This window comes from Streptomyces sp. NBC_00525 (assembly GCF_036346595.1).
Lineage (GTDB): Bacteria > Actinomycetota > Actinomycetes > Streptomycetales > Streptomycetaceae > Streptomyces.
In genome coordinates this window covers 1,950,926-1,974,105 of the sequence record NZ_CP107834.1, presented here as the reverse complement: position 1 = coordinate 1,974,105, position 23,180 = coordinate 1,950,926, and the positions used below count along the sequence as shown (strand labels likewise).

At 73.9% G+C, this 23,180-nt stretch carries 15 protein-coding genes, 1 tRNA gene and 1 pseudogene; 9 read left to right on the top strand and 8 right to left on the bottom strand.

Annotated elements, in window-relative coordinates:
- Positions 1 to 28 precede the first annotated feature (28 nt).
- Together OG710_RS08750 and OG710_RS08745 are read right to left on the bottom strand one after the other, a co-directional pair.
- Entirely contained in the window at positions 29 to 958 is a 930-nt protein-coding gene (locus OG710_RS08750) for a M56 family metallopeptidase (protein ID WP_330238800.1), read from the bottom strand.
- Positions 959 to 962: 4 nt separating this feature from the next.
- Positions 963 to 1,358 carry a BlaI/MecI/CopY family transcriptional regulator gene (locus OG710_RS08745; RefSeq protein ID WP_111331512.1) on the bottom strand — a complete coding sequence of 132 codons (396 nt, stop codon included), beginning with the start codon at positions 1,356 to 1,358 and terminating at the stop codon, positions 963 to 965.
- A gap of 128 nt (positions 1,359 to 1,486) precedes the next feature.
- Between OG710_RS08745 and OG710_RS08740 the strand changes: the two genes are divergently transcribed.
- The gene (locus tag OG710_RS08740; protein ID WP_330238799.1) at positions 1,487 to 3,658 is read left to right on the top strand and encodes a hypothetical protein; all 2,172 of its coding nucleotides are present in this window, start codon (positions 1,487 to 1,489) and stop codon (positions 3,656 to 3,658) included.
- Positions 3,659 to 3,688: 30 nt separating this feature from the next.
- Here OG710_RS08740 and OG710_RS08735 read toward each other — a convergent pair whose 3' ends face one another.
- Positions 3,689 to 3,898: a hypothetical protein gene (locus OG710_RS08735; RefSeq protein ID WP_330238798.1), complete on the bottom strand. Its 210-nt coding sequence runs from the start codon at positions 3,896 to 3,898 to the stop codon at positions 3,689 to 3,691.
- Between the two features lie 507 nt (positions 3,899 to 4,405).
- Here OG710_RS08735 and OG710_RS08730 point away from each other — a divergent pair.
- Positions 4,406 to 5,182 (top strand): hypothetical protein, encoded by a 777-nt coding sequence (locus OG710_RS08730; protein WP_330238797.1) that lies wholly within the window; start codon positions 4,406 to 4,408, stop codon positions 5,180 to 5,182.
- Between the two features lie 136 nt (positions 5,183 to 5,318).
- Here OG710_RS08730 and OG710_RS08725 read toward each other — a convergent pair.
- Positions 5,319 to 5,391 (bottom strand) — tRNA-Arg (locus OG710_RS08725).
- Positions 5,392 to 5,710: 319 nt separating this feature from the next.
- Between OG710_RS08725 and OG710_RS08720 the strand changes: the two genes are divergently transcribed.
- The 7 genes and pseudogenes from OG710_RS08720 to OG710_RS08690 all read left to right on the top strand — a co-directional run bounded on the left by OG710_RS08720 (position 5,711) and on the right by OG710_RS08690 (position 14,725).
- Entirely contained in the window at positions 5,711 to 7,363 is a 1,653-nt protein-coding gene (locus OG710_RS08720; protein ID WP_330238796.1) for a dynamin family protein, read from the top strand.
- On the top strand, positions 7,360 to 9,285 hold the full coding sequence (locus tag OG710_RS08715; protein ID WP_330238795.1) for a YfjP family GTPase: 1,926 nt from the start codon (positions 7,360 to 7,362) through the stop codon (positions 9,283 to 9,285). Before OG710_RS08720 ends, OG710_RS08715 begins: the two co-directional genes overlap by 4 nt.
- A 100-nt stretch (positions 9,286 to 9,385) precedes the next feature.
- Positions 9,386 to 9,796 (top strand): annotated as a pseudogene (locus OG710_RS08710) (single-stranded DNA-binding protein); the annotation flags it as partial.
- Positions 9,797 to 10,269: 473 nt separating this feature from the next.
- A complete protein-coding gene (locus tag OG710_RS08705; RefSeq protein WP_330238793.1) occupies positions 10,270 to 11,727 on the top strand; it encodes an LAETG motif-containing sortase-dependent surface protein in 1,458 nt (485 codons plus the stop codon).
- Between the two features lie 198 nt (positions 11,728 to 11,925).
- A complete protein-coding gene (gene ettA, locus OG710_RS08700; protein ID WP_330238792.1) occupies positions 11,926 to 13,590 on the top strand; it encodes an energy-dependent translational throttle protein EttA in 1,665 nt (554 codons plus the stop codon).
- A 5-nt stretch (positions 13,591 to 13,595) separates the two neighbouring features.
- Positions 13,596 to 14,018 carry an acyl-CoA thioesterase gene (locus tag OG710_RS08695; protein ID WP_330238791.1) on the top strand — a complete coding sequence of 141 codons (423 nt, stop codon included), beginning with the start codon at positions 13,596 to 13,598 and terminating at the stop codon, positions 14,016 to 14,018.
- The gene (locus OG710_RS08690; RefSeq protein ID WP_111331572.1) at positions 14,015 to 14,725 is read left to right on the top strand and encodes a hypothetical protein; all 711 of its coding nucleotides are present in this window, start codon (positions 14,015 to 14,017) and stop codon (positions 14,723 to 14,725) included. Before OG710_RS08695 ends, OG710_RS08690 begins: the two co-directional genes overlap by 4 nt.
- A gap of 80 nt (positions 14,726 to 14,805) precedes the next feature.
- Here the strand turns inward: OG710_RS08690 and OG710_RS08685 are convergent, their stop codons facing one another.
- Genes OG710_RS08685 through OG710_RS08670 form a run of 4 tightly spaced genes read right to left on the bottom strand, consistent with a single transcriptional unit; the run spans position 14,806 to position 23,059 of the window.
- Positions 14,806 to 15,855, bottom strand: a complete 1,050-nt coding sequence (locus tag OG710_RS08685; protein ID WP_330238790.1) for a DUF2804 domain-containing protein — start codon at positions 15,853 to 15,855, stop codon at positions 14,806 to 14,808.
- A gap of 43 nt (positions 15,856 to 15,898) precedes the next feature.
- A complete protein-coding gene (locus tag OG710_RS08680; RefSeq protein ID WP_330238789.1) occupies positions 15,899 to 16,927 on the bottom strand; it encodes an ABC transporter ATP-binding protein in 1,029 nt (342 codons plus the stop codon).
- Positions 16,924 to 19,737, bottom strand: coding sequence for an ABC transporter permease (locus OG710_RS08675; RefSeq protein ID WP_330238788.1), 2,814 nt, complete (start codon positions 19,735 to 19,737; stop codon positions 16,924 to 16,926). Before OG710_RS08675 ends, OG710_RS08680 begins: the two co-directional genes overlap by 4 nt.
- 1 nt (position 19,738) lies before the next feature.
- Entirely contained in the window at positions 19,739 to 23,059 is a 3,321-nt protein-coding gene (locus OG710_RS08670; protein WP_330238787.1) for an FtsX-like permease family protein, read from the bottom strand.
- Between the last annotated feature and the right edge of the window lie 121 nt (positions 23,060 to 23,180).

Below are 23,180 nucleotides of genomic sequence, written 5' to 3'. Positions count from 1 at the left end.
CCGTCGCCGGGGCCACGCCCCGCCCCCGCTACACGGGGGTGGCGGCGTGCAGGATGAAGAACAGCGTCACGGTCGCATTCGCGGAGGACAGCGCCGAGACGGTCGTTCCGGCGGTCGCCGTCCAGGCGGCCAGTCCGACCGGGGTGAACACCGGGGGCCAGGTCCGGGGCGAGGGGGCGGGCCCGAGCAGCGCCGCAACCCGCCGCGGCACCGGCCCGGCGGCCGCGAAGTGCGCCAGGCCGGGCGCGGGCGAAACCCCCGCCATCAGCGCCGACTTGCCCACCGCCCGCGCCACGGTCCGCCGGTCGCCCACGGCCTGCGCCGCCTCCTCGTCCGCCCACCGCTCGGTGGAGTAGGCCACCGCCGTACGCAGCGGGCGCAGGAAGGGATTGGCGCGGGCGGCCAGCTGGACGGTCAGCAGGAAACGGTGGTGACGACCGGCCAGATGGGCCCGCTCATGCGCGAACATCGCCCGCCGCTCGGCCGGGGCGAGCCCGGCGAGCATGCCCGTGCTGACGACGACCCGGTCGCGCCTGCCCGGCAGGGCGTACGCGTACGCCGCCTCGTCGGGCAGCACCGCCACGGACGTGTCCGGCAGCCCGGCCAGGGCCCGCGCGGCCCGGCGCCGCACCCGGCGGTGCCGCAGCGCCGTCCCCGTACACGCGGCGAGCACGGCGACCAGGGCGGGGATCGCCATCCGGCCGGCGATCTCGTCGTGCGGCACGGCGGCGCGCACCTCCGGGTCCGACCAGCCGTCGGGCAGCGGATTGCCGGGCAGCTGAGCGGTGCCCACCACCATGAGCAGCCCGAGACACAGGGTGCTGCACAGCGCGAGCACGGCCGCGACCATGCTCAGCAGCCGGGTCGCCGCCCGAGGGTGCAGATGATGCTCGGCCAGCCGCGCCACGGGCCAGGCCGTCAGCGGCAGTACCAGTGGCAGGAAGACGAAGACCCCCATGGCCCTAGTCTCCCTCCTCCGAGGGCTCCGCCGTCTCCAGCAGCGTGCGCAGCAGCCGCTCGTCCCCCGGAGACAGCGTGTTCACGAAACTCGCCAGCACCGCCTCGCGGTCGGCCTCGGAGTCGAGCACCCGCCGCATCCGCAACGCGGCCAGCCCCGCCTCGTCCGCGACCGCCGTCCACTGGAACGACCGCCCCGACCGCTCCCGCGCCACCGCCCCCTTGGCATGCAGCCGGGTCAGGATCGTCACCACCGTCGTGTACGCGAGACCGCCCCCGAGCCGCTCCTGCACCCACCCCGCGACCACCGGCCCCGGCGCCGCACGCAACGTGGCCAGCACCTGGGCCTCCAGCTCCCCCTGCCCCCGCCGCCGCGCCCCGGCCCCCCGCTGCTCCGTCATCCCAGGCCTCCCACCGTCCCACGCCCCCACCACGGCGAGCGCGGCCCCATGCTACTGACGGCCCCCGTCCCCGGCGGACAGCCGGACGCGGCAAGGCCCTGTCGGAGGCGGATGACAGCATGCCCCCTATGGATCTCGCACACCCGCTCGACGGCCTGGACGCCGTGTCATGGGCCTCCTCCTCCCACGCGTACGGCAGCGCGGAAGACGTTCCCGAACTGCTCCGGACCCTTGCGGGTACGGACGCCGCCGCGGCGGCCGAAGCGCTGTCGGAGCTGTACGGGAGCGTGCTGCACCAGGGGACCGTCTACGCGGCCAGCGCGGAAGCGGTGCCGTTCCTCGCCGGGATCGCGGCGGCCGGCCACCGTACGGCCGACATCCTGGGGCTGCTCGGTGGCATGGCCGAGAGCGAGGACGAGTACGGCGTGGCTCCGGGCGCTGTACGGAAGGCCGTGGCCGCGCAGTCGGAGTTGCTGCTGCCGTTGCTGGACGGTGCCGAACCGGATGTCCGGCGGGTCGCCGCCTGGGCGGTTTCGCAGACCCGCGACGGTGGAACCGTCCTGCCCGCGCTGGAGACCCGCTGGGCGCAGGAGACCGAGCCCGCCGTCCGGGCCGAAGTGCTCGCCGGGATCGCCCGGCTCGACCCGCAGCGCGGGGCCGCCGCGGCGGCCTGTGCCCTGGACCCCTCCCAGCCCGCCGTCGTACGGCTGGCCGCCCTCTTCGCCCTCCTCGACGCGGACGCTCCCTGGGACGACTCCCTGCACACGGCGATGCTGTCGCTCCTGCCCGCCGACTCCCTGCGTTCCGACCTCGACTTCGAACGCGGCGAGCCGCTGGCCGCTGTCGTCGAGATCCTTCTCTCCCGGCACCGCGACGCGGACCGGGAGGCGGCGTTCGCCCTGGTCGACGCGGCCCTGCGGGACAGCCGGGCCGCGGTCCGGGCCGAGGGCACCTGGGCGGCCGACCGCGCCTGCATGCTCTCGCGCGGAGCCCCGCGGCGGTTGGTGGCGGGCCTGTGCGCGGCGGCCGTCGACGAGGAGGCGGTGGTGGGCATGGCGTCCCTGCTGGGACGGCTGGCCCGTGCCGCCGAACCGGCCGCGGACGTGCTCGCCCCACTCGCCGCACGGCGCCCGGACCTTGAGGACGATGACGCCGACCGCGCTCTGGCCGCACTCGTGCTCGTCGCACCCGAGCGGGCGGCCCCGCTCCTCGCCGCCGGCCTGGGGCGCCGCCCGCGTGCCCTGGACGCGGCGACCGGCCTGTGGGACGCGGAAGCCGCGCCCTTCCCGTTCGACGGGGACCTCCTCGACGCCGTACGTTCCCGCCTCTCCCGGCCCGCGTCGCTCAGCGGCAACGAACCCGGTCAGCTGACCGGCCTGTTGGCCGGCTGGGGCGCCGAAGCGTCGGCCGCGCTGCCCGAGTTGTGCGCGGCCGTCCCGCACTTTCCCGACCAAGCTTCACGTGCCCTTGCCTCCGTCGCGGCCGACTGCGCTCCGTCGGATCGCGACACGGCCGTTGCCGCGCTGCGGGCTGCGGCCCGCCGGGACGTCCTTCCGGCGGCGCAGGCCCTGTACGAGCTCACGGACGACCCCGCCCCGCTGTTGCGCTGCCTCGAACAGGAACTCGGCCGTAACGGGTGGGGCCTGCGCGATGCCGCCAGGGCCGCCGGCGCACTCGGTCCCCGGGGAGCCGCTCTGGCCCCGCTCCTGCGCGGCGCGCTCGGCGACCCGGAGAAGGACACCACGCCCGCGCTGGACACGGACACCGCCCTGGCCGAAGCCCTGTGGCGGGTCACGGGCGACCCGGAACCCGTCGTCGCCGTCCTCGCGTCGGTCCTCGACCGTGCCTCGCGGAGCCGGTGGGCCCGCTGGTCGGTGGTGCGGGCCGCCCGGGCGACCGCGCTCCTGGGTCCGGCCGGCCGTTCGCTCACCGCCGCCCTCGATGCGGCCCTCGGCGATCCGGTGCAGGCCCCGGCCGTGGCGACGGCTCTCCTGGCCGTGGCGGACCCGGCCGCCGTGAACCGCGCCGCGCTCGCCTCCGCCGCTCTGGCCGCGGCCGAGTCGGACGCCGATCCGACCGGGGCGTGCGACGCCCTGGCGGCCCTCGGCGGCGCCGCCCTGAACGGCGACCGCTTGCGCCGGCTCGAAGCCCTCGCCGAGGGCGACGCCCGAGTGGTCCGCTCGGGCGTCGAGGACCGCATCATCCGCCACGACGAAGCCTTCCGGGACCGCGCCCGCGCGCTCCTCGCGACGTTCAGGGGACCGGGACGCCCTGAACCGGACGGCGACGAGACCGAATGAGGTGGTGCGGCCGCCGCTCTCGTGGGCTGCTCAGGCCCGCGAGAGCGGCGTGAGCACTACCTGGCTGGAGCGGGCCGGCGAGCGGTTGAGCCAGACGGCGTACAGCCCGCCGAGCGCAGGCGTGAGTACGGACACGTCCTGGGCGCTGGCGGACCGACTCATGATGAGCAGTACGCCGACCGCCAGAATGGCAACGAAGACTGCGGCTTCAATGCCGAGCTGCGTAGGCTTGATGGGCATCAGTGTTCCTCCGGGACGCTGTTGATCGGGTACGGGGGCGGTGGATGCTTGGCGGCGCTGCCGCCCTCGCTACCGAGTCGGCGGGTGCCGCTCGGTGAAGTCATTCTGGGCGACCAACGGGAGTGGGCCAGGCGGATCTTGTGACGCCTTGGTCCGACTTGTTCGCGCGCGTGCGCGCGACATTCGGAAGGACGGACCAAGACGTCATGGCCTGGGGGAGGGCTGACCGTGAGCGATGTGACGCAGAATCAGCAGAGGGCACGCAAGCGCGCGGAGGCCCTCAGAGCTCTCGTACGCGAGAGGGGACTCCTGGAGGTCCTGGACGCCACGGAGAGGCTACGGACCAGTGGGCTGGAACCCGGGAAAATCAACATCCGAGTCCCTTATCTGCGCAATCAGGCTGTCCCGGACACCGATCTCTGGAGCCCGTATCCATGGCCGGCGGCTCTCCGCTTCGGCCCCGACGTCGACGAACGCAGGCGCCCCGCAGATCGGGTCCTCCCTCCGATGGCACACCTGATCCTGTCGCAAGGGGTGGCGCTGAAATTCCACCTCATGGCGATGTTCGTCGCGCAATGCCAAACGAAGCCCGGCCGGACATGGGGAAATTCCATTCCCCTCGGCAGGCGCGAATCGGGGGCGACGAGCTGGCTGGACCTCATGGCCGTATCCGCGAGTTCGGGCAAGGGCAGCACGCAGGCATCGGCTTACACGGCCAATAAGCTGCGCCAGTTCCGTTCCGCCCTCGGCCTCTTGTCCAGGCGCGGCTTGGCGGACATCGGAGTGCCCGGGGCGAGAGACAGGTACGAGGGCTTCAGGCTCCTCACGGAGGACGGGCGCAGCTCCCCGGCCGGGGCCGTCGACTACCGCGTCCCTCGGGAGGAGGAGGAAACGCTGAGCATCCCCGTTCAATTCTTTACGCGGGGCTGGGTCCAGGTGCTGACGAAAAGCGAAATCGCGGCCTACCTGATGTGGTCGCAGTTGAGTTCCGGCGCCGAATACCATGTGGCTTCCTGGCGGGAGAGGGCCGGACTCTTCGGTTTGTCCCGAGATGTGCACGACACCGTCCAAGCCCTTGAAGCGTATCGGCTGCTCGACGTGATGAAGCCCCGCGAGCGCAGGGGCGACGGGACTTGGCGAGGGTTCAATCGCGGCGCCCATCCTTTTTCGAACAGAATCCGCATCAATCCCCGCGGCCTGCTCAGGCCGGCCCATGATGTCGTGGGAGGCGTGCTGCGGAAGACCGCGACGCTCGGGAAGTGGTCCAGGGTCATCGGGGAGTGAACCCACGCCCCGTGCCGAGCCGCCACCGCACCGGACCCGGCATCCACGTGTACGGGGCCCTGCGCGGTGGCGGCGTCGAGCCGCCGACGAGCGTCAGCCTGAGAAAGACCCTCCCGGAGGAGGGTCGTGCGACGTGCGCCCCCGGCAGGACTCGAACCTGCGGCCAAGTGCTTAGAAGGCACCTGCTCTATCCACTGAGCTACGGGGGCCGGTGGTGGCTGCGGTGTTCCGGAGCTCCCTGGGACCCTGGTGGTCCGTGACCTTGCCGGGACAAGGATAGGGCTCCGATTGGCTGGACCTCGTTGCTTCACCTCCGTGGCACTATGTGGAGGTTCGGTGAAGCGAGACGATAATCGCAGGTGGGTACGGATCACGCACCGCTTTTGACGCTTCACGCCTCGGGTGTTGTGCACTCGTTATGCCTGCGTCCCACTCATCCCCTCTGTCCGGACGGGGGAACCGGCGCGCAGAAGTGGCTATACGCTTCAAAAGGGCGCCAAAATTGGGCATTCTTCGCATGTGGTGACCTTGGACGTACGGCCTCAGCTCATCGACGCACTCTCCGCCCTGCGCGACCGTGTCGCTGCCGTGCGTCTCCCACTGCCGCTCCCAGGAGCCGCCCGTGCCCGGCAGACCCGGATCGAGCTGCTTGCCCAGCTCGACGACTACCTGCTGCCCCGGCTGAAGGACCCCGAGGCGCCGCTGCTCGCGGTCATCGGGGGATCGACGGGCGCCGGCAAGTCGACGCTCGTCAACTCGCTGGTGGGGCGCCGGGTCAGCGAGGCCGGAGTGCTCCGGCCCACCACCCGTACGCCCGTCCTCGTCTGCCACCCCGACGACCAGCACTGGTTCACGGGCGTACGGGTGCTGCCGCAGCTCACCCGCGTATGGCTGTCGCCCGAGGAGTACGCCGACCCCGGCCAGTGCGACGACCTCGACGGCCCCGACGGGAACGCCGCCGAGGAAGGCACCGCCCTGCGCATCGAGACCGCACCCGGGCTTCCGCGCGGGCTCGCCCTGCTCGACGCCCCCGACATCGACTCCCTCGTCGTCCGCAACCGCGTCCTGGCCGCCGAACTCATCTGCGCCGCCGACATCTGGGTCATGGTCACCACGGCGTCCCGGTACGCCGACGCCGTGCCCTGGCACCTCCTGCGTACCGCCAAGGAGTACAACGCCTCGCTCGTCACCGTCCTCGACCGCGTCCCCCACCAGGTCATCGCCGAGGTCTCCCGGCAGTACGGCGCGCTCCTCACCAAGGCCGGGCTCGGCGAAGTGCCCCGGTTCACCATCCCCGAACTCCCCGAGTCCGCGGGCGGCGGCCGCGGACTGCTGCCCACCACCGCCGTCGCCCCGCTGCGCGCCTGGCTCGCCCACCGCGTCCAGGACCCGGCGGCGCGTCAGCAGGCAGTCGGCCGGACCGCCGCCGGGGTCATCGACTCGCTGGACGTCCGCATGCCCGCCCTCGCCGGGGCCGTCGCCGCCCAGTACGCCGCCGCCGTACGGCTGACGGGCGTGGTCGAGGACGCGTACGGGAAGGAAGGCGCCAGGGTCCGCCGCCGGCTGAAGAACGGCGGCGCGCTCGCGGGCGACGCCCGGACCAGATGGCGCGGCTACCCCACGTACAGTACCTCCGAGGAAGTGCTCGACGCGCTCGTCGAGAGCCTGGCCGCGCTCCTTGAGTGTGCCGTCGCCGCCGCCGACGAGCAGATCCGTACCGTCTGGCGGCGCGAGCCCGCCGCCGCGGCCTTCGCCTACGAGGCGGCCGGCCGCGAGGAGGGCGGCTGGGGCCCGGCCGAGGACATCCGGGGCCGGATCGCCATGACCGTACGCCGGTGGCGCCGCATCCTGGAGGAACTGGCCGAGGAAGAACTGCGCCTGATGGAGCGCAACACCGCCCCGGACCCCGAGACCGTCGCCGCTCTCCTGGCCGCCGCCCTCCTCGGCGGGCGCCGCGCCCGCACCGCGGGCGAACAACTCGCCGAACGCATGGGCGCCCAGGGCGCGCTGCGCCTGCGCGACAAGGGCGGCGCACTGCTCACCACCTACCTCGACCACGTCCTCAACGGCGAACGCGACCGGCGCCTCGCACCCCTGGACGCCCTCGACGTGGCCCCCGAACCGCAGGCGGAACTGATCGCCGCGCTGTCCCTACTGCAGAAGGAGAGGTGGCAGCGATGACTGCCGTCACTGACGAGAATCCGGGACAGGGCCGGGACACGGTACGGGAATCGGGCCGGGAGCCGGGCCGCCCGGCCCGCGCGCGGCGGGAACAGGACGCGGCGGACCACGACCGCGACCCCGGGCGCTCGGAGAACGGCGGCTGGGACGACGGGCTGATCGCCCGGCGCGCCCAGGAAGCGCGGAAGGAGGCCGTCCGAACCCCGGACGAGATCGTTCCGGAGGACGACGAGACCCGGCCGCAGGTCGAGGCGTACGTGGACTCCGGCAGCCCGCTGCGCCCCCGCCTGGACGCCCTGCGCGAACTCGTCGGGCTCTCCAGGGCGCGCCTGGACCGGGCCGCGCTCGCCGAGGCCGGCCGGGTGCTGGACGAGGCGGCGGCCCGGCAGCGCCTCTCCTCCCGGCACACCGTCGTCGCCATCGCCGGCGCCAGCGGCAGCGGCAAATCGACCCTGTTCAACGCGCTCGCCGGTGCCCAGCTCTCCGAGACCGGCCTGCGCAGGCCCACTACCTCCTCCCCGCTCGCCTGCTCCTGGACCGACGGCGCCGCCGGACTGCTCGACCGGCTCGCCGTGCCCGGCAGGCTCCGCCGCAGGCCGCAGCCCGGCGCGGCGTCCGAGGAGGCGCTGCAGGGCCTGGTCCTGGTGGACCTGCCCGACCACGACTCTGCGGCGAAGGGCCACCGCGATCAGGTGGACCGGGTGCTGGCGCTGGTCGACGCGGTGATCTGGGTGGTGGACCCGGAGAAGTACGCGGACGCCGCACTCCACGAGCGCTATCTGCGCCCGCTGGCCGGCCACGCCGAGGTGACCTTCGTCGTCCTCAACCAGATCGACCGGCTGCCGGGCGAGGCCGCCGACCAGGTCCTGGACGACCTGCGCCGGCTGCTCGACGAGGACGGCATGGCCCTCGGCGAGCACGGCGACCCCGGCGCGACCGTGCTTCCGCTGTCCGCGCTCACCGGCGAGGGCGTCGGCGAGCTGCGCGAACTGCTGGGCAGGTTCGTCCAGGAACGCACGGCGGCCACCCGCCGCCTCTCCGCCGACGTGGACGCGGCGGCGGCCAGACTGCGCCCGGTGTACGTCGCCGAGGGGCGGGCGGGCCTGGGGGAGCGGGCGCGGGAGGAGTTCGCCGACCGCCTCGCGGAGGCCGTGGGCGCGGCGGCTGCGGGCCAGGCCGCCGAACGCGAGTGGCGCCGCAACGCCGGACGGGCGTGCGGCACGCCGTGGCTGCGGCTGTGGCGCTGGTACGAGTCGACCCGGCAGCCCGGCGCCCGGGACCGGGTCCCGCTCGCCACCCCGCCCGAGGAACGGCTCACTGCACGTCAGCGCGTCGAGCAGGCCGTGCGCACGGTGGCGGACGACGCCTCCGCCGGACTGCCCGGACCCTGGGCACAGGCGGTGCGCGAGGCCGCGGTGCACGGGGCGAAGGGGCTGCCGGACGCGCTGGACGAACTGGCGGGCCGGGTGGGGGGCGAGGCGACGGGCGCAGGCGGTACGGGCACGGGCGGTGACGCGACGGGCGCACGCGGTACGGAGGGCCGGGCGGCCGGGAAGCCGCCGCGTCCCGCCTGGTGGCCTGCGGCCGTGCTGGCCCAGGTCGCGATGACGCTGCTCCAGATCTTCGGCGGCCTGTGGCTGGCCGGCCAGATCATCGGCGTCCTGGAGCCGGGGCTGCTGACGCCCGCCCTGGTGATGCTGGCGGGCATCGTCGGCGGCCCGCTGGTGGAGTGGTCGTGCGCGGCGGCGGCACGGGGACCGGCCAGGAGGTACGGCCAGGAGGCCGAACGCCGGCTGCGCGAGGCGGCGGCGGCCTGCGGACGGGCCAGGGTGCTCGACCCGGTCGCGGCGGAGCTGGCGCGCTACCGCGAAGTGCGCGAGCGGTACGTGGCGGTGACGGAGCTTTCCACAACGGGCCGTTAGCCCACAGCTCCCAGCGGGAATTCCGCCTCCCCTCCAGCATGGAATCGGTGACCGCGCGTACGGCGCGGTCGCGAAGTCCGGGCGAGGGGGAGGCGGAGTCATGAACGAGACCTGGGTGACGCTGGTGGGCAACGCGGCGACGGCGGTGGAGTTCCGGGAGACAGCGACGGGAGGGATGGCCCGGTTCCGGTTCGCCGTCACGCCCCGGAGGTGGGACCGGGCCAGGGAGGCGTGGGCGGACGGGCATACGAGCTTCTACACCGTGTGGGCGTGGCGGACGCTCGCGGCGAACCTGGCGGGATCGGTGTCGGTGGGGGAGCCGCTGGTGGTGCACGGCAGGCTGAAGGTGCGCGAGGAGGAAGTGGAGGGTCCGCGCCGGACGTTCGTGGACATCGAGGCGGTGGCGGTGGGCCACGATCTGACGCGGGGTACGGCGGCCTTCCGGCGGGCGTTGCGCAACGACCCGACCCTGACCTCGCGGTTCGGCCCGGCGCCGGTCGCGGCGGGGGACGACCCGTGGGCGGTGCCGGAGGTTTCGGGGGTTCCGGCGGTCCCCGCCACGCCGGAGGGATCGGGTGAGACGTCGGGCGGGGAGCGGGCGGAGGGGCGCGTCGAGGATGGCTCGGCGGAGGGCGCGGCCGAGCGGCCCGCGGCTCGTAAACGGACGGTACGTCAAAGGGCCGCCGCCGCACCCCGGAAGAAGGAGCCCGACCTGGTGGCGGCGGAGTGAAGCGGCACGCGGGGGTGTGGTGACCCGCCGGCGACCGGGCGATGACCAAGCGTACCCGTGGACGGTGGCCGCCCGGCGGCGGGAGTTACCGGGGATAACGATTGCGATTCGGAATGGTTGTCGGACGGTATGACGGGGGATTGTTCTTGGCCCGCTCCATAGGATCTCCCCGTACTCACAAGGCACTTGAGTAGCAGGCGGGACTATCCCCACACGCGTACCGGGCGCGAGGGTCTCGCCCGGAGGGGAAATAAGTGTTTTCTGCTTCTTCAGAGACCGTTTCGTCATCCGCGGCGGCGGGCCGCACAGGACGGCGCCGGGGCATATCCCGGCTCGCCGCGTCGGTGGCGGCGTCCGGCCTGGTCGTGGCCGGTGCCCTCGTCGGCGCGGGCAGTGCGGCCGCCGACGAGGTGCCCGCACACCAGGGCGGGGCCACCGCCGTGCTGGACGGGCTGAAGACCTATGGCACCGCGGTCCTGAACGAGGACGGCAAGAAGCGCAAGGTGGCCGCAGGTCTGTTCGAGATGAACGTCGACGGCGGCGGCACGCTCAAGACGTACTGCATCGACATCCACAACCCCACCCAGGACCGGGCGAAGTACCTGGAGACCCCCTGGGGTCAGTCCTCGCTGGGCGGCAACAACGACGCGGGCAAGATCCTCTGGATTCTGCAGCACTCCTACCCGCAGGTGAACGACCTCTCGGCGCTGGCGAAGGCGGCCGGCACCGGGACGCTCACGGACAAGACCGCGGCGGCCGGTACCCAGGTCGCGATCTGGCGGTTCTCCGACCACGTCGACGTGGAGGCGGCCGACGAGCAGGCGGAGAAGCTGGCCGACTGGCTGGAGAAGTCCGCCACCGACACCCCCGAGCCCAAGGCCTCCCTGGCGCTCGACCCGATCGCGGTCTCCGGCCGCTCCGGTGAGCGGGTCGGCCCGGTCACCGTCCACACCAACGCCGGCCAGGCCACGGTGACCCCGCCGGCGGACCTCGCCAGCGGCGTCAAGGTCACCGACAAGGACGGCAAGCCCGTCACCACGGCGTCGGACGGCACCAAGCTCTACTTCGACGTGCCGGCGGACTCCGAGGAGGGCAGCGCCTCGCTGACCGTCCAGGCGACCACCTCCGTCCCGGTCGGCCGCGCCTTCGCCGGGGTCACCAAGAGCCAGACCATGATCCTGGCCGGCTCCAGCGAGTCGACGGTCTCCGCGACCGCCACCGCCACCTGGGCGAAGCAGGGCCCGATCCCCACGGCCACCGCCGAGAAGAACTGTGACAAGGGCGGCGTCGACATCACCGTCGGCAACAAGGGCGACGAGGCGTTCACCTTCGAGCTCGACGGCAAGGAGCACACCGTCGAGGCCGGCAAGACCACGACCGTGACGGTGCCCGTCGCCGAGGACCAGGCGTACGACATCACGGTCACCGGCCCCAACGGCTTCTCCAAGACGTTCAAGGGCGTCCTGGACTGCAAGACCACCAGCAGCGGCACCGGCGGCACCGGCGGCACGGAGACCCAGACCGGCAGCGAGCCCACCCCGACCGCGCCGACCACGGCCACGGCCGGCGGCAGCACCTCGGGCGGCACCGACCTCGCCGAGACCGGCAGCTCCAGCGCCACCCCGGTCATCGCGGGCGTCGCCATCGCCCTGGTCGTCGTCGGCGGCGGAGCGGTCCTGCTCCTGCGCCGCAAGCGCACCGCCAGTGAGTGACCGGCGGTGAGTGACCCCGCGACGACGCGGCGTCACCGCCACTGACGAAGGCCCCGGCGAGCCACAGGCCCGCCGGGGCCTTCGCGTCTCCCGAGCCGGGATCGCGCGTATCGCGCACCGGACCGGTTTCCGTCAAGAGGCGGCCGTCAGGCAAGATGGGGTGTATCTGCCCACACATCGATTGCCGGACGGTTTCTCTTGGCTGAGTACATCTACACCATGCGCAAGACGCGCAAAGCGCACGGCGACAAGGTGATTCTCGATGACGTCAATCTGAACTTCCTGCCCGGCGCGAAGATCGGTGTCGTGGGGCCCAACGGCGCCGGTAAGTCCACGGTGCTGAAGATCATGGCGGGCCTGGAGCAGCCGTCCAACGGTGACGCGTTCCTGTCGCCCGGCTTCAGCGTCGGCATCCTCATGCAGGAGCCGGAGCTGGACGAGAGCAAGACGGTCCTGGAGAACGTGCAGGACGGCGCCGCCGAGATCATGGGCAAGCTCAAGCGGTTCAACGAGGTCGCCGAACTGATGGCGACCGACTACTCCGACGCGCTCATGGACGAGATGGGCAAGCTCCAGGAGGACCTGGACCACGCCAACGCGTGGGACCTGGACGCCCAGCTGGAGCAGGCCATGGACGCCCTGGGCTGCCCGCCCGGCGACTGGCCCGTCGTCAACCTCTCCGGTGGCGAGAAGCGCCGCGTCGCGCTCTGCAAGCTGCTCATCGAGGCGCCCGACCTGCTGCTGCTCGACGAGCCCACCAACCACCTCGACGCCGAGTCGGTGAACTGGCTGGAGCAGCACCTCTCCAAGTACGCGGGCGCCGTGGTCGCCGTCACCCACGACCGCTACTTCCTCAACAACGTCGCCGAGTGGATTCTCGAACTGGACCGCGGCCGCGCGCTCCCGTACGAGGGCAACTACTCCACGTACCTCGACAAGAAGGCCGCCCGCCTCAAGGTCGAGGGCCGCAAGGACGAGAAGCGCCAGAAGCGGCTCAAGGAAGAGCTGGAGTGGGTGCGGTCCAACGCCAAGGGCCGGCAGACCAAGTCCAAGGCCCGTCTCGCCCGGTACGAGGAGATGGCGGCCGAGGCGGACAAGATGCGGAAGCTGGACTTCGAGGAGATCCAGATCCCGCCGGGGCCGCGCCTCGGGTCCATCGTCGTCGAGGTCGAGCACCTGTCGAAGGCGTTCGGCGACAAGGTCCTCATCGACGACCTGTCGTTCACGCTGCCGCGCAACGGCATCGTCGGCGTCATCGGCCCGAACGGCGCCGGCAAGACCACGCTCTTCAAGATGATCCAGGGCCTGGAGACGCCGGACAGCGGCTCCATCAAGGTCGGCGAGACCGTCAAGATCAGCTACGTCGACCAGTCCCGCGCCAACATCGACCCGAAGAAGACCCTCTGGGCCGTCGTCTCGGACGAGCTGGACTACATCAACGTCGGCCAGGTCGAGATGCCCTCGCGGGCGTACGTGTCCGCGTTCGGCTTCAAGGGCCCGGACCAGCAAAAGCCGGCCGGGGTCCTCTCCGGTGGTGAGCGCAACCGCCTCAACCTGGCGCTGACGCTCAAGGAGGGCGGCAACCTGCTGCTCCTCGACGAGCCCACCAACGACCTCGACGTCGAGACCCTGTCCTCGCTGGAGAACGCCCTCCTGGAGTTCCCCGGCGCGGCCGTCGTCATCTCCCACGACCGCTGGTTCCTGGACCGCGTCGCCACGCACATCCTGGCGTACGAGGGCGAGTCCAAGTGGTACTGGTTCGAGGGCAACTTCGAGTCGTACGAGAAGAACAAGATCGACCGGCTCGGCGCCGACGCGGCCCGCCCGCACCGCGCCACGTACAAGAAGCTCACGCGAGGCTGATCGTCTTGGCTCGTCACATCTACAGCTGCCCACTGCGCTGGTCGGACATGGACGCCTTCGGCCACGTCAACAACGTGGTCTTCCTCCGCTATCTGGAGGAGGCGCGCATCGACTTCATGTTCCGGCTGGCGCCGGGGGACGGCTCGCCGTCCTTCGCGGGCGGCTCCGTCGTGGCGCGGCACGAGATCGACTACCTGCGGCCCCTGGTCCACCGGCACCGTCCGGTGACCGTCGAGTCCTGGGTCACGAAGATCGGCGCCGCGTCGCTGACGATCGCCTACGAGATCAAGGACCCGGAACAGGTCTACGTACGGGCGTCCACCGTCGTCGTCCCCTACGACCTGGCCGAGGAGCGCCCCCGGCGGATCTCCCCGGAGGAGAAACTGTTCCTCCAGGAGTACCTCGCGGAGGAGCCCGCCGCGGTATGACCGTGTCCGTACAGCCGCTTCGGTTCGCCGACGCGAGGGAGGCCGCAGATCTGGCGGCCTTCCTCGGCCGGCTGCTCCACTACGACCGCGCCGCCGCCGTACGCCTCCAGGCGGGCGGCGGCGCGCTCGCCGTGTTCGGCCGGCCGCCCTCCTTCGAGGTGCTGGCCATCCGTGCCGTACGGCTGGCCGAGGCACAGGAGTTCGACACCACCGTGTCGGCCGGCGACCTGCTGGAGGCCCTGCCCGCCGAGGACGCCGAAGGACCGGGCCCCGGAAAACCTGACGCGGGCGCCCTGCCCGCCCCGGTCACCGGACCGCCCTGGGCCGGTGTCCTGCCGCCCCGCCGCGGCTGGCGGGAACAGGGCGGACTGCCCGACCCCGTCGCCCTGCGCACCGCGCTGACCGCCGCCGTCCAGGAGTTCCGGACCCGCGACGAAGCGTTGCCCGAGGACCGGCGCACCCGCGCCGAGCGCGACCGCATCGGCCACGAGATCTGGTCGCGCACCGTCGCCGGCACCGGGCTCCCGCTGCGCGCGGTGCACGCCGCGCAGTCCCTCGGCTTCCTGCGCGCCGCCCCCGATTTCCCGGTCGCCCTCCTGGCGGCCGGCAGCTGGCTGCGCCTGCGCACCCCGTACGGCTCCGTCGCCCTGCGCCGGGCGGACGCGGCGGGCGGCCTGGGCAACCTCGCGGTCTCCGTACGCGGCTGACCCGTACCGCGTCCCCGGCCGCACGGCCGGCGCGCACCGCGTACGGGAACGGCCCGCACTGCGTACGGGAACAGCCCCCGTCACCACCGCATGTGTACGTCCTCCGCCCAGCCCAGCAGGCGCTCCACCGCGATCTCCGCGCCGTCGTCGGTGCGGATGCGGCCGTCGTAGTGGCCGAAGCACTGATCGGTGCGGTTGACGATCAGGCCCGCCTCGGTGCGGGCGCGCCGGTTGTGGAACGGGGTGAACGTGAGGTCCACCTGCCCGGTCACCGGTGTGCGGATCGTCCACGGCGCGAGCAGGTCGGAAGGCGACCAGCGCCAGTCCAGCTCCTCGCCGATCTTGCTCAGCCGGCCGTCCACGCACAGCGCGTTCTCCGTGGAGCCGGTGCCCAGCGTCCAGCGCCCGCCGAGCTGGAGGCCCACCGTACGGCCGTCCGTCCGGCCGGACGCGGCGCCCCAGTTCCAGTCGACCGTACGCGGCCAGCGGCCCCGGCCGTGGTCCAGGACGGCCCAGGTGTCCTCGCCGTCGAAGTCCAGGTACTCCCCGCCCACCCGGACCCGGCCGGACGCGGGCAGCGCGGTCTGCTTGGAGGTGTACTGGAAGCGCCGGCTGTCCCACGGCACGACGACGGAGAGCGATTCGTGGTCCGCCGGGCGGGCGACCAGCAGGTCCACCTCCACCGGCACCCGCTCCGGGGTCAGGCAGCGCGCCCGCAGCCGGGTCCCGCCGGGCTCGTCGCGGATCTCCACGCGCACCTTGCCGCCGGTCGGGCGGGCCGGGCCCGTCACCACGTCCGGGGCGCCGGGCGAGCCGGCCACCGTGTCGGGCAGGCTCACGCCCACGCCGCCGGGGATGACCGCCGTGCGCTCGAACTCCAGCCCGCCGGGTGCGTACTCCAGCAGATAGACGCTGTTCAGGGCCAGGAAGTCCAGATCGCTGACGGTCAGCGCCACCAGATGGGTCGGCGTCGTCACGCACCAGTACTCCCAGCGCTTCGTCCGGCCCCAGCCGCGCAGATTGGCGCGGTGCAGCGGCACCCGCGACCAGCCGACCGCCGACGGGTCGAGGCGCCCGTCGGGCAGACAGAGGTCGACCGGCTCGGTGATCTCGCGTTCGAACGTCGTCATGGCCCGGATACTAACGGCCGGTCAGCGGACGCCCGAGCGGCGGCTACGCGGCGCCGGTGCCGGCGTCCGTGTCCGCACCCGCACCCGTGTTCTTGGCCGCGTCCGCGTTCGCGCCCGGAGTCGCGCCGTCCGGCCAGACGCCGATGTGGTCCTGCTCCAGCTCCAGCATCACCCGGTGCTCCATGCCCAGCGCCTCGGTGTAGTCGGCGGGCAGCTGCAGCCGGCCCGCGCGGTCCAGCATCGCGTACTCGCGGGCCACCTGGGACTCCTGGCCGGTCGCCGCGTCCACCTCGGTGCGGCGCAGCACCTCGAAGGACGTCCGGCCGTCGCGGATCGCGACCGTACGCCGCACCTCACTGGCCACCGCCTGGTCGTGGGTGACGATCACGATCGTCGTGCCCAGCTCCTCGTTGGCGCGGCGGAACGCGGCGAAGACCTGCTCGCCGGTGGCCGAGTCCAGCTCACCGGTCGGCTCGTCGGCGAGCAGCACCGAGGGGGAGTTGGCGAGCGAGACGGCGATCGCCACCCGCTGCTGCTGGCCGCCCGACATCTGCTGCGGGCGCTTGTCCCGGCAGTCGTCGACCTCCAGCATCTTCAGCAGCGTCTCGGCGCGCGCCGCCCGCTCGCGGGCCCGGCCGCGCCCGCGCAGCTGCATCGGCAGGGTGACGTTCTGGATCGCCGTCAGATACGGCAGGAGGTTGCGGGCGGTCTGCTGCCAGACGAAGCCGACGACGTCCCGGCGGTAGCGGAGCCGCTCCTTCTGCCCCATGTTCAGCAGATCGCAGCCCGCCACCTTGGCCGCTCCGGCCGTGGGCTCGTCCAGGCCCGCCAGGATGTTCATCAGCGTGGACTTGCCGCTGCCGGACGCGCCGACCAGGGCCAGCAGCTCGCCCTCCTCGACCAGCAGGTCGAGCCCCTGGAGGGCCTGCACCTCGACCCCGTCCGTGGTGAAGATGCGCACCAGACGGTCGCAGGCGATCAGCGCGTCGTGCCCGTAGGAGGGCCGGTCGCGCCGGGCGGTGGCCCGCTGTTCGAGCTCCGCCAGCGTGGAATCGGTCGACGGCGTCGTCATCGGGAGTCTCCTGCCCTGAGTTCGGTGATCGATCCGCGGCGGCCGGTCCACCAGGCCTGCACACCGGCCACCGCGGCGGCGAGGACGATCACGCCCACCGCCGGCAGGACCAGGGACCACGGGTCGGTCCGCAGCGGTGCGGTGGCCAGTACGCCGGAGCCGGGGCCGGTCGAGAGCGCGAGGTGCACCAGGTCGATGCCGGGCGCGAGCAGGGCGATGGTCGCCCGGCCGACGAGCAGCCCGCCCACGGCGGCGAGCACCGCCTGCGGCATGGCCTCGAAGCCGAGGAGCCGCCCGCCCTGCCGGGAGGTGAGGCCCATGGTCCGCAGCCGGGCCAGCAGTGTGGTGCGCTCCGGCGCGGTCTGCAGCAGCGACAGCAGGACGGCGAGCAGGGCGTATCCGGCGCCGGCCGCGATGGCCGCCAGATAGATCCGCTCGGCGCCGTTCTGCATCGGGGTGTCCACGTACGCCTCGCGCGTCTCGGAGCGCAGCTGTACGGAGAAGTGCTCGCCCGCCTTGTCGGCGGCGGCCCGCAGGGCCTTCGCGTCCAGGTGGTCGCCGGTGAGCAGCAGCACGGTGGTCTGCCGGTGGGTGAGGGCGGAGGAGTCCACGATCATGAAGGAGGAGCCGTTGACGGCGGGGGCGTGCGCCACCGTGCCGGCCACCTTCACCTTGAAGTCACCGGCCACGGACTCCAGGTCGCGCGGCCGGTCACCGAGGCGTTCGGCGACGGACGGCGAGGCGATCACGGGCACCACCCGGTCGCGGGAGGCCGGCTCGCCCTTCACGGGCCGTGCGTCGGCGGCCTTCAGCGGGCCGGCCGGGAAGGAGCCGAGCCCGAGGCCGCGCGCCAGCTCCGCGTACGCCTCCGGGTCGACACCGATCAGCGTGGCGCCCTTGGCGTCCTCGACCCCGTTCTCGGCGGGCGGCAGCGCGACCCCGTACTCGATCTGGACCCGTACCGCCTGGCGCACGCCGTCCGCCTTCCCGGCGGCCCGGATCAGGTCGGCGGGCAGCGGTACGGAGTCGCCCTGGCCGCTGATCCGGGCGTCGGCGCCGGTGGCCAGGACGGCCGCGTCGTCGCGCGCGTCGGCGACCCCGGCCAGCACGGACCCGCCGAACGCGGCCGTGGTCAGCGCGACCAGCAGGGCGAGCAGTGGCAGCGTGCCGGCGGCGGACGAGCGCCCGGCGCGGGCCAGGGCGAGGAAGCCGACCGCGCCCCGCAGCCGGGACACCGAGCGCAGCGCGAGCCGCAGCGGCAGCGGATAGAGCCGGACCAGGACCACGGCCGCGATCAGCGCGACCAGCACGGGCGCGGCGCTGACCAGCAGATCGGTGCCGCCCTCCGCGTCCGTGCCGCGCCTGCGCAGCGCGACGACGGCGCCGGCGGCCAGCACCAGCAGGGTCAGCTCGGCGACGGTGCGCCGCCGGGACGGGCGGGCGGTCGCGAGGTCGTCGCGCTCGCCGTGCGCCCGGTGCCTGCGGTGCAGCAGGGCCGTGCGCAGCGGGAGCGCCACGCAGACCAGGGCGACGACCGCGCCCGCGGCCAGGGCGGCCGGGCCGAACCGGGCCTCGTCCACCGTGCGGACCGCGAGCAGCAGCCCCAGCGCGCCGGCCGGTACGGCCAGCACCGCGGTCTCGGCCAGCAGCCGGCCGCCGATGCCGGTGAGGGAGGCGCCGCGGGCGCGCAGCAGGGACAGCTCGGCGCGCCTGCGGGCCGCGATCAGGCCGCCCGTCATCAGCAGGACGACGGCGGCCACGGCCCCGATGCCGACGGCGGCCACGGCGACGACCGGCTGGATGGCGGTGCGCATGCCGTCGTAGCCGGCCAGGACCTCGTCCAGATCGGTGGTGAGGGTGGCCGTGTTCCCGGCGCGTTCGCGTATGGCGAGCAGTCCGGGGCCGCCCTCCAGGGAGGCGATGGCCGTCCGCAGGCCGGGTACGTCACGGGCGCTCAGGGCGGTGCTGTCCGGTGCGAGCCGCCAGTAGACCTCGGGCTGCCCGGTCGTGGAGAGCAGGGCCGGGGCGGCGTCCGGCGGCAGCAGGAGGGCGGCCGTCCAGTAGTAGCGCGGGGTCTCCTTGGTCGGGATGGGCACCAGGGACGGGGTGCGCAGCAGCTGCTCGGCCGACCAGTAGGACGCCTCGGGCCGCTTCGGGGTGACGATGCCCGTGACGCGCACGGTCAGGGTTCCGTTGCCCCGCGTCGGGACGGCGATCGTCGCGCCCGCCTCGATGTGCAGGGCCTTCGCGGTCGCCTCGGTGACGGCGGCCTCGACCTCGCGGGTCCGCAGGGTCACCTTGCCGCGGACTGTCGGCCAGGAGCCGGTGCGCAGGGTGGCGTGGTCGGGAAGCCCGGCCTGGGTGACGTAGGTGAGTGAGGGGTCGAGACCGTACGGGCGCGGGAACCACGCCTCCCCCGCCGCGATGCCCTTGGAGGTCCGCATGCCGTAGGCGGACTGGGTGGCGTCGGCCCGTACCGGCGCGGGCAGAGTGCGCAGGAGGTCGCGCTGGACGGCCCCCAGCGTCGCTCCGCGCACCGCCTCCTCGCGGGCCTCCGAGGGCAGTTCGAGGCCGGGTTGCGGGCTGCTGATCTCCAGGACGCCGCGCCGGGGCTCGACGGCGCCGAGGTCGTGGCGCAGCCCCTGCCCCTCGTAGCGGTCCACGGACCGGGGGAAGGCGGCGGCCAGGAACGCCGTGACCAGCACCAGCAGGGCGAACGCGAGGGAGGCGCCGGGCGCGGTCCGCAGTCGGGTGCGCACCCAGGGGGCGCCGGCGGCCGCCGCGCGGGGGGTTCTCGTACGCGGGCTCATGTCAGTGGTCCCCCTGGTGGCGCAGCGAAATCGCGGGGTCGGCGCGGCGCAGCGCGAGGGCCGCGACGATGAGCAGCGGCAGCGCGGCGACCCCGGCCAGCAGCAGGGCCACCTGCCCGGCCGGCAGCTGTACGAGGACCGGGGGCACCGGCTGGGCCGCCTGTCCGGTCAGCACGATCAGCGGGACGACGGCACGGGTGAGCAGGGCCCCGAGCAGTCCTCCGACGAGCAGCGCGATGGCGATCAGGACGCCCTGCTCGGCCGCGGTCATCCGGGCCAGTTGGCGGCGCGGGGTGCCGAGCGCCCGCAGCACGGCGAACTCGGCGGAACGTTCCCGCTGCGAGCCGACCGCCGCCACGGCGAAGCCGACCGCCGCCAGGGCCGCCGCGATCACCGCGACCGCGAGCAGCGCCGACTGCGGCCCGGCCCCCAGCGGGTCGCTGACCAGCTCGTCGGCGACCTCGTCGCGCACCAGCACCTGCGCAGGGTCGACGTCCGGCAGGGCGCGCAGTGCTGCGGCCACGTCGGCGGTGCGGCCGGGCTCGGTGCTCATCCACCACTCGGACACGGTGAGCCGGGCGTTGGGGCGCTCGGCGAAGACCTGGCCCAGGGACCGGAGGTCGAGCAGCAGCGCCCCGCCGTCCCTGGCCCGCCGGTACTCCGTGGTGGTCGCGGCGGAGCCGCCGGGGCCGGTCGTCGGCAGCCGGTCCACGGTCCGGGCGATCTTCACCCGGACCCGCTCGCCGGCCAGCGTCACATCGACGGCCTGCCCGGTCCTCGCGCCGGTCGCCCGGAGGTAGGCGTCCGTGGCGACGCCCCGGATGACCGCCGGGGCCTTGGGGCGCTCGGCGGTGATCCGCACGTTGAGGCCGGGCACGGCGTACACGGCGTCCTCGGAGGTGACCGAGCCGGTGCGGTACTCGACGGCCAGCGGGGCGGCGGCCGACGAGGTCGGGAAGGCGGCGGCACCGGGGCGGACCTCGCCGAAGGTGTCGGTCGTGACGGCGGCGCGCCAGCGGAAGCCGCCGGGGACCGGGACCGGCCGCTCGGCGCCGCCCCCGGTGACCGCGCGCAGCCCGGTCAGGGTGAGGCGGTGCGTCTCGCCGCGGTCCACCGGCTGCTTGTCGTCCAGCTCGAAGCCGGTGACGGCCAGCCCGCCGGCCGCGGACACCTTGATCTCGTACGGCCGGGCCTTCCCGTCGACCGGCACCTGCCCGGCGGACACCTGGTACGGCAGGCCGTAGCGGTCCTCCAGCAGCACGGTGAGCCGGGGGTCCCTGCCGGAGGGCGAGGTGTTGTGCGGGGCGGCGGGCGCGGAGACGGCCAGGTCGAAGCGGAGCCGGGTGCTCCCGGCGGGGAGCACGAGGCCGGGGCGCGCCGGCTTCGCGGGGGCGAGCGAGTCGAAGAGCCGGTCGGTGGAGCCGGCGCCGAGGTCGTCGCGCATCAGCATCCGCTCGTCGGCGTGCGCGGTGTCCAGGGCGAGAACGTCGGCGGTGCGCTCGCCGGAGAGGTCCACCGTCGTACGGAAGGCGGGCGCCACCCCGCGTACGCCGGGCAGTTCCTCGTACGCGCCCGACTTCGCCGGGTCCGCGTTGATGCCGCCGGTCATGCGCACCGAGGCGCCCGAGCGGAAGTCGGCCTGGTCGCTCTGCGAACGGTTCCACGAGGCGCTCTGCCCGATCGCCAGCATGCCCATCGCCGCCGAAAGGACCAGCAGCAGCACGGGCCCGGCGCCGCGCAGCGGCCGGCGGCTGAACTGCCAGCCGGCCAGCGCGGTGGCCAGCCCCCGCCCGCCGGCCGCACGGCGCTCCGCGAGCCGCGCGGCCGGCGGCAGCAGGCGCAGCGTCAGCACGGTGCCGGCGAGCAGGAGCAGCGCGGGCGCGGCCACCAGGAGCGGGTCGATGCCGAGACCGCCGGAGCGGTCGCCGCTGAGCGCGCCGCCGCCGGAACCCTTCGTCTGCCGGTCCAGCTGCCAGTACGCCACGGCCGCGATCAGCAGCAGCGCGAGGTCGGCGCCGGCCCGCACCGGGCCGGGCAGCGCGGCGGACCGGGTGCTGCGCCGGCCCCCGGCGCTGGCGGCCAGGGCGGGCGCCACGACGGCGAGCGCGCAGGCCAGCGCGGTGACGGCGGCGACCAGCCACATCTGGCCGGTCATGCCGGTGTCCAGGCGGAGCCCGATCCGGGAGAGTTCGCTGCGGTCGGCAAGCAGCCGGGTCAGCGGGCCGGAGAGCAGCGGTGCGACGACGGCCGCGGGCAGGGCCAGCAGCAGCGCCTCGACGGCGGCGAGCGAGGTGATCCGGGCCCGCGAACCGCCGCGCGCCCGCAGCAGCTCCGTCTCACCGGCGCGCTCGCTGCTGAGCAGCCGGGCCACCAGGAGCAGGGCGTAGCCGGCGAGCAGGACCAGCTGGACGGCCACGATGGTCAGCGTCGAGCGGGAGACCAGCAGGGCGCGGTCGATCTCCTCGAGCACGGTGGGCAGCGAGGTGCGGGCGGTGGCCCCGTCCTTGAACTCGGGGGCGGCCAGCAGTCGCTCGGGGCCCGCGGTCGCCGCCTCGCGCAGGTCGGCCATCGCGTCCGTGGTGACCGTGCGGAAGTCGGCGGTCGCCAGCCAGGCCGTCTCGCCCGCGCTGGTGCGGCCCGAGCCGAGCAGGGCGGGGTCGGCGAGCAGCGGCCCGTAGGTGGTGAAGACGACCTTGCGGATGCCGCGCCCGCCGAGCGCGTCGAGCTGCCAGTACGGGTCGGCCTGGTCGGCGGCCTTGTAGAACCCGGTGATCACGATGTCCAGCGGCTTGCCGCCCAGCCGGTCGGTGACCTCGAACCGGGCGCCGGGCTTCACCGACAGCGCCTCGGCGGCGGTCGCGGGCAGGGCGACCTCGACGGGCCCGCCGCTCCCGCCCGCCCCGGCGGCCGGCAGGCGCCCGGCGGTGACGCGGACGCGGCTGCGGTCCAGCGCGGCGAAGTGCGTGAGGTCGGGGTCACCGCGCCGGGCGGCCGGTGACTGGAGGCTGCGGGGCAGGGCGTACGGGCCGGACGCCTCCAGCGTCCGCACGGTCACCGGCAGCCCGTCGAATGTCTCCCGCGCGGCCTTGCGCGCCGCCGCGTCGGCCGGTTCGCGCTCCTCGGGCCGCAGCTGCGCGGAGATCACGAGCGAGGCGGGCTCGGCGGAGCGGTGGGTGAGTGTGTGGCGCAGGGCCGCGTCGCCCACGGAGCCGGAGAACGCGGTGAGCGCGGCCAGGACCGAGGTGGTCAGCAGCACGGCCAGCACGGCCGCGGCGAGCAGGAGCCGGTGCGCCCTCACCCGCAGAAAGACGAACCCCGTCACCTGGCCCCCTCGTCACCGCATCCGCCCCGCCCGCCCCCGGCGTTGCCTGGATGCTTTCAGACACCAGGTGGTTCGTGAAACCGCTTACGGACACAACTTGACGCATTCGTGACCGGTATCC

Bases quoted from the DNA above. Each gene is read 5' to 3' on its own strand.
- OG710_RS08690 (WP_111331572.1), top strand. From the start codon at position 14,015: ATGACCGTGTCCGTACAGCCGCTTCGGTTCGCCGACGCGAGGGAGGCC.
- OG710_RS08740 (WP_330238799.1), top strand. From the start codon at position 1,487: ATGGATCTCGCACACCCGCTCGACGGCCTGGACGCCGTGTCATGGGCC.
- OG710_RS08685 (WP_330238790.1), bottom strand. From the start codon at position 15,855: ATGACGACGTTCGAACGCGAGATCACCGAGCCGGTCGACCTCTGTCTG.
- OG710_RS08750 (WP_330238800.1), bottom strand. From the start codon at position 958: ATGGGGGTCTTCGTCTTCCTGCCACTGGTACTGCCGCTGACGGCCTGG.
- OG710_RS08730 (WP_330238797.1), top strand. From the start codon at position 4,406: ATGGCACACCTGATCCTGTCGCAAGGGGTGGCGCTGAAATTCCACCTC.
- OG710_RS08680 (WP_330238789.1), bottom strand. From the start codon at position 16,927: ATGACGACGCCGTCGACCGATTCCACGCTGGCGGAGCTCGAACAGCGG.
- OG710_RS08735 (WP_330238798.1), bottom strand. From the start codon at position 3,898: ATGCCCATCAAGCCTACGCAGCTCGGCATTGAAGCCGCAGTCTTCGTT.
- OG710_RS08715 (WP_330238795.1), top strand. From the start codon at position 7,360: ATGACTGCCGTCACTGACGAGAATCCGGGACAGGGCCGGGACACGGTA.
- OG710_RS08675 (WP_330238788.1), bottom strand. From the start codon at position 19,737: ATGAGCCCGCGTACGAGAACCCCCCGCGCGGCGGCCGCCGGCGCCCCC.
- OG710_RS08745 (WP_111331512.1), bottom strand. From the start codon at position 1,358: ATGACGGAGCAGCGGGGGGCCGGGGCGCGGCGGCGGGGGCAGGGGGAG.